This is a genomic window from uncultured Paenalcaligenes sp., assembly GCF_947630565.1.
GTDB lineage: Bacteria > Pseudomonadota > Gammaproteobacteria > Burkholderiales > Burkholderiaceae_B > Paenalcaligenes > Paenalcaligenes faecalis.
In genome coordinates this window covers 1-7841 of the sequence record NZ_CANRIC010000067.1, presented here as the reverse complement: position 1 = coordinate 7841, position 7841 = coordinate 1, and the positions used below count along the sequence as shown (strand labels likewise).

The window sequence follows — 7841 nt, the reverse complement described above, 5'->3', positions numbered from 1 at the left end:
CCCATCAAGCGTAAGCCGCGCTGCGGCTCCCCAAAGAAACCAAGCTCTACTCCACGGTTACGTTGCTCGCCATCAAATCAGCCCGCTTTGACTGACCATTAACTGCGCTTTTCCCATCTCTGTACATGCCATTAAATCGAATACCAAACTGAAATAGCCCAGAGGTCAATCCTAGCCAGAGCGCAACGTGATTAGGTGTGGTTGTTGAGGAATTAGAACTAGAGGTATGCACAAGGCGAGAACGATGACAACGCGGGCTCATGATAAGGGCCTTTTGGTTAGAGGTTGAGCACAGTGAGTTAATGGGAGGCTCAACGAAAGCCTCCCCACTAAAAAGAAGAGCTAGTAATTTTTTTCATCATCGTAAACTAATCATTTGTAAACGACAATCATTATCATTTACAAATAAAGAATATGAGTCAAATGGGATAAACCACCAATTGCATAAACAACGCATCCCTCCTACCCTCTTAATAGATCCGCACAACACCTCATCGTGCTACATTAAAATTGATTTTTATTAAAAAAGGTAAGTACCTAATGAGTGCCTATTACCAATTCATAGACAAACACACCAATGAGGACGGTACTGTCACTGCGCAATACCGCTCTACTATTCATGCCCAAGGCGCATGGAACCCACACGAACAACACATGGCACCTGCCAGTGGCATCATTTCCGCTGAATTAGAACAATTTCAACCACGCCCAGACATGCGCATAGGTCGGATTAGTTTTGATATTTTTGGTCTTATTGCTGCAGGTGAATTCTCTATCACTACACGCGTCATTCGTCCCGGAAAAACCATTGAACTTATTGAATCCGAAATGCAAGCGAATGGGAAAACCTGTATTGTGGCTCGTGCATGGCGTATGTGTACCCAAGACAGCACCGAAATCGCAGGCTTAGAGGATCAGCCCATCCACCACCCTGACACCCTGCCTCTCTGGGAGGGTATGTTACGTTGGCCAGGGGGTTATATCCAAAGCATAGAAACCAAGGCAGAAGCAAACCATCGCGCTGGTAAAGGGATTGTTTGGTTAAACAACCCAAAAGACATGATAGAAAATCAACCCACCAGTGACTTTGTACACCTGATGGGTATGGTAGATACTGCCAATGGCACTGTACCCCGTCAAGAAAGTGAGTTCACATGGGGCTTTCCTAATTTAGATCTGCAAATTCACATGCATCGACAGCCTGCGGGCAGCTGGCTAGGATTAGAAACAGTACAACAATATGGCCAAGACGGTATAGGACTAACCAGCTCTATATTGCACGATATCTATGGTCCCTTTGGTCGCGCTGAGCAAATTCTAACTCTACGAAAAGTCAGCTAAAAACGTCATAAAGATCATACATAACGCCGCAGCATTGTGTATTTCTGCGGCGTTATGAATAACTTTTATTCAACGCATGAATTTCTTTTTGGCGCTGCTCCATTTCTTTACGTAGTTTTCGACGCATCTCTGCAGCAGCAAATCGACGTTTTTCATCAGCCGTGCTGGGGGTTAATGGTGGGACTTTTACCGATTTGTACTCATCATCCACCGCTACCATCGTAAAAAAGCAGCTATTTACATGACGCACAACACGACTACGAATGTCTTCTGCAACCACCTTAATACCTATTTCCATTGAGGATGAGCCTGTGTAATTAACACTCGCTAAAAACGTTACTAATTCGCCAACATGAATAGGTTGTTTAAACGTAACCTGATCTACACTTAAGGTAACGACGTAACGATTGGCATAGCGACTTGCGCAGGCATAGGCAACCTGATCCAATAACTTCAAAATGTTGCCACCATGCACATTACCTGAAAAATTAGCGGTGTCAGGTGTCATCAAAATGGTCATCGTCAATTGATGGTAAGGTAAATCCATGAGTTTCTCTTTATCCTGTAATGGTTATGAATAGCGCATATAGATGGTAATTTGAACTTATTACATAGTATAACGGGTTCAACAACTTAACTAACCTCACAGGCTCTTTACATGCGTATCAATACCGAGCAGTTTCCCCTTGTATGGATTTCCTCTGAACCCTCTGATAACTGGGAAGACGAACTCAATCAACTATTGCAACAAGATCAACGATTTGTACTCCTTACCCGAGAAATTCCTACCCAAGAATCGGGGGATGAAAACTCAAATAAAAGTCGCCTATCTGACTGGCTGAAAAATAATAAAGAAGCCATGCAGCAGGTATGTGCGGGCAGTGTCATCATCGTGAATAATCAGCTTATTGCCATGGCAATAGGCTTTGCACTAGCACCTCTTAGTAAAACCTTTGGGTATCCTATGCAAGCAATTACTGAAGATAACCTAGACGCAACAATAGAAACACTTTTGAACTCTTAACCCGAGGCCACAACGAACAAGAGCCCGACTCGAAAGGAGCGGGCTCTTGTATGCAAAGCTAGGCCTATAAGGCGCTTACGTCACTGATTAGTCGTTACGCTCTGTTACCAAAACCAAATGGTAGCCAAACTGAGTTTTAACTGGGCCCTGTACCACCCCAACAGGAGCACTAAAAACCACTTCATCAAACTCGGCAACCATTTGGCCGCGACCGAACTGACCTAGCTCCCCACCTTGACGGGATGATGGGCAGCTGGAGTTAGCCTGTGCTAATTGCGCAAAATCAGCGCCGCTTTCGATTTCAGCTTTTAGCGCTTGGGCTTTTTCTTCGCTGTTAACTAGGATATGACTTGCTGAAGCTTGTACCATGAAATACTCCTTAATAAATGTTCTTGAAAGGTTAACGTAAATTAGCCAAAAATGCAGGTATTGCCACACGTTAATTAGCTAAATACCGTTATCCGTTTTGAACTTTACGAGTCAACCTTGTCATCAATCGGTCTAAAGCATTCGCAAATTCACGCCTATCTGTCTGATTAAAGGCAGGTGGCCCACCCGTATCAATTCCCGCCCCACGCAATTCTTCTAGCATATCTCGAGTCGACAAACGCTCTCGAATATTATCCGTGGTAAAGCTTTCACCTCTGGGGCTTAATACAAAAACCTGTAAATCAACCAATTGCGCTGCTAACGGAATATCACCGGTAATGACTAAATCACCCGCCGTCACATGCTGCACGATATAGTCATCGGCCACATCAAAACCACGCGGCACTTGCACTGCTTTAATCAATAATGAAGGGGGTGTACGTAACATCTGATTAGCCACCAAAGTCAGCGGTGACTGCCAACGTTGAGCCGCCCTAAATAAGATGTCTTTCACCACAACCGGACACGCATCCGCATCAACCCATATATGCATTCTATTCCTTCGTTTTTTGCTGTTTACAACACACGCTGTCATTGTGGGGTATAAAGCGCTCTATTTTTAGGAAAATAAATTTTCATGTAGTCAAAACCCTACGGCACCTCCCCCATACAATTTACAGATTTATGACAATCAAACTGCGGAAACCTAGGGTTTATGCGGATCAAACACTTCATTAGTTAATTTCAAGTTAGCTTGAAAAACGATCGTTATTATTTCACCACCAAAGAGAATATTATTCATGTATTGATTTCCTAAGCCATGTAGAGACATGGCTGTATTTATTTAGAGGTATGACATGTCTTTGTTCCGATCACTCCCCCCTTTCCGTGCTGATGTCGTTGGGAGTTATTTGCGTCCTATGACTCTAAAACAAGCACGTCATGATTTCGAAAAGGGCCAGTTATCTGCCGAGGATTTGCGTAAAGAAGAAAATAACGCGATTCGTGCCAGTGTAGAACATCAGTGCAATTGCGGCTTGGACGTTGTCACTGATGGCGAATTCCGCCGTACTTGGTGGCATTTTGACTTTTTCGATGGTCTTGAAGGCGTAGAACGCTACGATACGAATGCCGGTATTCAATTCTCAGGTGTACAAACTAAATCACACAATGTACGAGTGACCGGTAAGGTCAAGTTTGGCAATCACCCAATGCTAGAGGACTTTACTTTTCTGCAGTCCCTCGCATCAGGCGCTGTCCCTAAAATGACGATTCCTAGCCCAAGCGTCTTGCATTTTCGCGGTGGTCGCGATGTGGTCAGCCCTGACGTGTACCCTCATTTAAATGAATTTTTTGATGACTTAGTTCAGGTTTACCGTGATGCCATTGCTGCTTTTTATGCCGCAGGCTGTCGTTATTTGCAACTTGATGACACAGTATGGGCCTATTTATGTTCAGACGAGCAAAAGCAACTGGTTCGTGAGCGTGGGGATGACCCTGATGAACTAGCTAAAATCTATGCCGATGTACTAAATCGAGCACTAGAAGGTAAGCCAGAAGACTTGGTGATTGGGCTACACGTCTGCCGTGGAAACTTCCGTTCCACCTGGATTTCCTCTGGCGGATACGAGCCAGTAGCGGAATTGCTATTTGGTTCCGTGAATGTAGATGCCTTCTTCTTAGAGTACGACAACGACCGCTCTGGCGATTTTCGTCCGCTCCGTTTTATAAAACCGGGGCACCAACAAGTGGTATTAGGCTTAGTAACCACCAAAACCGGTGAGCTAGAGGAAAAAGCCTTGATCAAAGCACGTTTGCAAGAGGCCGCTCAATACGTACCCTTAGATCAAATCTGTTTAAGCCCGCAGTGCGGTTTTTCCTCCACCGAAGAGGGCAACAACATTAGTGAGGCTGAGCAAGAAGCCAAACTGCGTTTAGTTGTTGATGTAGCCCGCGAAGTATGGGGCGACTCTCAGGCCTAAGCCCCGTCGTGTGACCAACCATGAACTCAACCATTAGCTCTGATCTAACGCTGCGCCAACGTTTGGATGCAGCCTCTATGGGTAGCCTGCAATGGCGAGCCATCGCCTTATGCTTTTTAATCAATGCGATTGATGGCATCGATGTCTTAGTCATGGCCTTTACCGCATCTGCTGTAGTCAAAGACTGGGAATTAACAAATGTGACCCTAGGCTGGCTACTATCGGCAGGTATTATTGGCATGACCGTTGGCTCTGTCTTCTTAACCCCGCTTTCCGATCGCTGGGGGCGGCGACCACTTGTACTGGGCAGCTTATTTGCCGCTGGTGCATTTATGGTTGCAACAGAATGGGCACAAGGCCCATGGACCTTAGGCATGCTGCGCTTTTTAACTGGTGTGGGTATTGGTTGTAGTATCGTGAATGCCAATGTGCTCACCAGCGAATACGCAAATGCCCGCTGGCGCGCGCTGGCCATTGGCTTACAATCTGTCGGCTTTGCCCTAGGCGCTACCTTAGGTGGCATGATGGCTGCTTATTTACTTAAAAATAGCGTATGGCAAAACGTATTTGTCTGGGGTGGAGTCTTAACGTGGATTGCCGCTCTACTGATTGCGGTCGGTTTACCTGAGTCGCTAGACCAGCTCCTCCAAGGACGTAAGAAAAATGACATGGAACGTGCTCAGCATTTATTACAACGCATGGGACATGGTCATTTTTCAGTACAAGAAAGCATCACGCCAGCTACTAAACCTAGCGCACTGCAAGCTCTGCAATTATTGTGGGCTCCTGACGCGTTGCGAACCTGGCTACTAGGAGGTAGCTTCTTTGCGCTCATGTTTAGTTTTTACTTTGTCACCAGCTGGACTCCTAAGCTATTAGAGCAAGCAGGTTTATCGGCAGATAAAGGCTTAGCAGGGGGGGTACTGCTACACGTAGGGGGTATGTTAGGTGCATTGGCACTGGGGCTATTGGCCAGCCGCTGGCAACTACAACGTGTTGCACAATCGTTAATGGTATTAGGTGTATTTGCACTGTGTGCCGTTATTCCTGCAACTAGCTGGTCTTTGCCTGCCGCTGTTGCTCTAGGTATTGCCATTGGCTTTTTAATTAACGGCTCCATTGCAGGTCTATATGCTACCGCCCCACAAAGCTTTGCCACTACCCAACGCAGTTCTGGCGTCGGCATTGTCTTGGCCTTCGCCCGTCTAGGTGGCATGGCCTCTCCCGTAGTAGCTGGCCATTTACTCGAAGCAGAATGGTCTGTAAGCAGTTTATATTGGTTATACGCAGGCGCTCTCTTAGTCGCTGCTGTCTTTTTGCAGTTTTTCTTGAAATCTCAGCGTTCAGAGTTAAAGGCCACCGTTTGCCAGTCCTGATCAGCAAACTGATCTGCTAAAAAATCAATTAATGCACGTACTGCAGGCAACTGCCCTCTGCGAGAAGGAAAAACAGCTTGTACTTCACCCTTTTTTAGTGACCACTCAGGTAACACCTCGATTAACCGCCGCTCTGTCAAATCCTGATGGGTCACTAATAAAGGTAGCTGGGCAATCCCTAGCCCTGCTACAACCGCCTTACGTAACATAATTAAATCATCAGTAATTAGGCGTGGAGCATGCTGAATCTCAACGGTAGATTGCTCTGCATTTCTCATGAACCAACTATAGTTGGCATCACCACGCAGCCAGTCTAACGAATTTAACCCAATCAAATCAGAAGGCTTGTTAACCGGATACTGAGTTAAAAATGCAGGGCTTGCCACCAGTTTCTGAGGACTGACTGATAAGGTACGCACAATCAAATCACTATCCTCCACCGGCGGAAATCGGACACGTAACGCCACATCGAACCCCTCTCTGACAACATCAACACGTCGTCCCGTCGCATCTAGCTCTACCTTGACCTGAGGGTACTGTTGCATAAAGGTGGTTAGCATGTCTGCCACAACAAAACATAATAAGCCTGTAGGACAGGACAACCGCACCAAACCTCTTGGCTTAGATATGGATTTCTCAATCACCTCTTGCGCGGCTTCTGCCTCGGCTAACATCGCAGCACAATGGACATAGTAGTTCTGGCCCAGCTCCGTGACAGAAAGATGTCGTGTACTGCGTTGAATTAAACGCACGCCCAACCGTTTCTCCAATGAGGCGATCCGACGACTCAAGCGAGACTTGGGTATAGCCAATGCCCGGCTTGCTGCAGAGAAACCACCATGTTCGACCACTTTTACAAAATAAAAAAGATCATTTAAATCCAGCATCATTGTTCCACCTATAGAACAGAGAGTTACTTTTTTCCTATCTACCTTAACGCCAATAACTCCCTTAGTATGAGGGTAGAGGGTTGCCTCTTTTCATTTACCGCAACAATCTCTCAAGGAGCCTGCTGTCAATAACCCCGCCCTAAAGGGCGAGGCATGCCAGATTCGTTCTGTGCTTGCCTAGATTGACCAGACTCAGCGCTGTTAGGGCGCTACGTTGTAACGAAGTCCAAGACGCACCGTGGGATGCTTCCTCAGTCCCACGCTCTGTAAGCGATAGCAGCAGACACGCCAAGGGTAGGCACGAAACGGGCTATCGCAGACTCCACCGAGTTAATGCTGCGTTACAACTTTGTCGAGGGGAGCGAGGCGTAAGCCTCCGTCACAAGGCCCTTACGGGCATTATTTAGGAGAAAATAGCCATGGCTGTTTTTGTTTTAGACCAACACCAAACGCCGCTGATGCCGTGTTCAGAGAAGCGAGCTCGATTATTGTTGGCGCGAGGGCGAGCGAGGGTGCATCGCCTTATCCCGTTTACGATTCGTGTCATCGACCGACGAATTGCAGAAAGCCAGCTGCAACCGTTGGAGCTTAAAATCGACCCTGGTAGTAAAACGTCAGGGCTGGCCTTGGTTCGTAATAGCGAATCGGTTAACACGGAAACGGGTGAGTTATCGACGACCTCTCATGTCGTATCTCTGTTCGAGCTGAAACATCGCGGGTTTCAGATTAGTAAAACCTTAACGGCGAGAAGCCAAATGCGTCGTCGCCGCCGTAGTGCTAATTTACGTTACCGAGCACCCCGCTTTCTTAATCGAAAAAACAAAGGCAAGGGGTGGTTAGCGCCGAGTTTGCAGCATCG

At 46.6% G+C, this 7841-nt stretch carries 10 protein-coding genes; 5 read left to right on the top strand and 5 right to left on the bottom strand.

What is annotated here, in order from left to right:
* Positions 1-46: 46 nt before the first annotated feature.
* Positions 47-262 (bottom strand): hypothetical protein, encoded by a 216-nt coding sequence (locus Q0Z62_RS10130; RefSeq protein WP_298054130.1) that lies wholly within the window; start codon positions 260-262, stop codon positions 47-49.
* 278 nt (positions 263-540) lie between these two features.
* Between Q0Z62_RS10130 and Q0Z62_RS10125 the strand changes: the two genes are divergently transcribed.
* On the top strand, positions 541-1341 hold the full coding sequence (locus Q0Z62_RS10125) for a thioesterase family protein (protein WP_269900771.1): 801 nt from the start codon (positions 541-543) through the stop codon (positions 1339-1341).
* A gap of 52 nt (positions 1342-1393) precedes the next feature.
* Here Q0Z62_RS10125 and Q0Z62_RS10120 read toward each other — a convergent pair whose 3' ends face one another.
* A complete protein-coding gene (locus Q0Z62_RS10120) occupies positions 1394-1888 on the bottom strand; it encodes an acyl-CoA thioesterase (RefSeq protein WP_298054128.1) in 495 nt (164 codons plus the stop codon).
* A 111-nt stretch (positions 1889-1999) separates the two neighbouring features.
* Between Q0Z62_RS10120 and Q0Z62_RS10115 the strand changes: the two genes are divergently transcribed.
* Positions 2000-2365, top strand: coding sequence for a hypothetical protein (locus Q0Z62_RS10115; protein ID WP_298054127.1), 366 nt, complete (start codon positions 2000-2002; stop codon positions 2363-2365).
* 87 nt (positions 2366-2452) lie between these two features.
* Here Q0Z62_RS10115 and Q0Z62_RS10110 read toward each other — a convergent pair whose 3' ends face one another.
* Positions 2453-2776 (bottom strand): peptidylprolyl isomerase, encoded by a 324-nt coding sequence (locus Q0Z62_RS10110; RefSeq protein WP_298054134.1) that lies wholly within the window; start codon positions 2774-2776, stop codon positions 2453-2455.
* Positions 2777-2822: 46 nt separating this feature from the next.
* Complete coding sequence (locus Q0Z62_RS10105) at positions 2823-3287, bottom strand: YaiI/YqxD family protein (RefSeq protein ID WP_269900774.1); 465 nt, start codon at positions 3285-3287, stop codon at positions 2823-2825.
* 304 nt (positions 3288-3591) lie between these two features.
* Between Q0Z62_RS10105 and Q0Z62_RS10100 the strand changes: the two genes are divergently transcribed.
* Together Q0Z62_RS10100 and Q0Z62_RS10095 are read left to right on the top strand one after the other, a co-directional pair.
* On the top strand, positions 3592-4716 hold the full coding sequence (locus Q0Z62_RS10100; RefSeq protein ID WP_298054124.1) for a cobalamin-independent methionine synthase II family protein: 1125 nt from the start codon (positions 3592-3594) through the stop codon (positions 4714-4716).
* A gap of 20 nt (positions 4717-4736) precedes the next feature.
* Complete coding sequence (locus Q0Z62_RS10095; protein ID WP_298054122.1) at positions 4737-6092, top strand: MFS transporter; 1356 nt, start codon at positions 4737-4739, stop codon at positions 6090-6092.
* Here Q0Z62_RS10095 and Q0Z62_RS10090 read toward each other — a convergent pair.
* Positions 6053-6982, bottom strand: a complete 930-nt coding sequence (locus Q0Z62_RS10090; protein WP_367180599.1) for a LysR substrate-binding domain-containing protein — start codon at positions 6980-6982, stop codon at positions 6053-6055. The genes Q0Z62_RS10095 and Q0Z62_RS10090 overlap by 40 nt on opposite strands.
* Positions 6983-7401: 419 nt before the next feature.
* Between Q0Z62_RS10090 and Q0Z62_RS10085 the strand changes: the two genes are divergently transcribed.
* The coding region (locus Q0Z62_RS10085) for an RRXRR domain-containing protein (RefSeq protein WP_298054120.1) at positions 7402-7841 on the top strand (440 nt) is incomplete at its 3' end.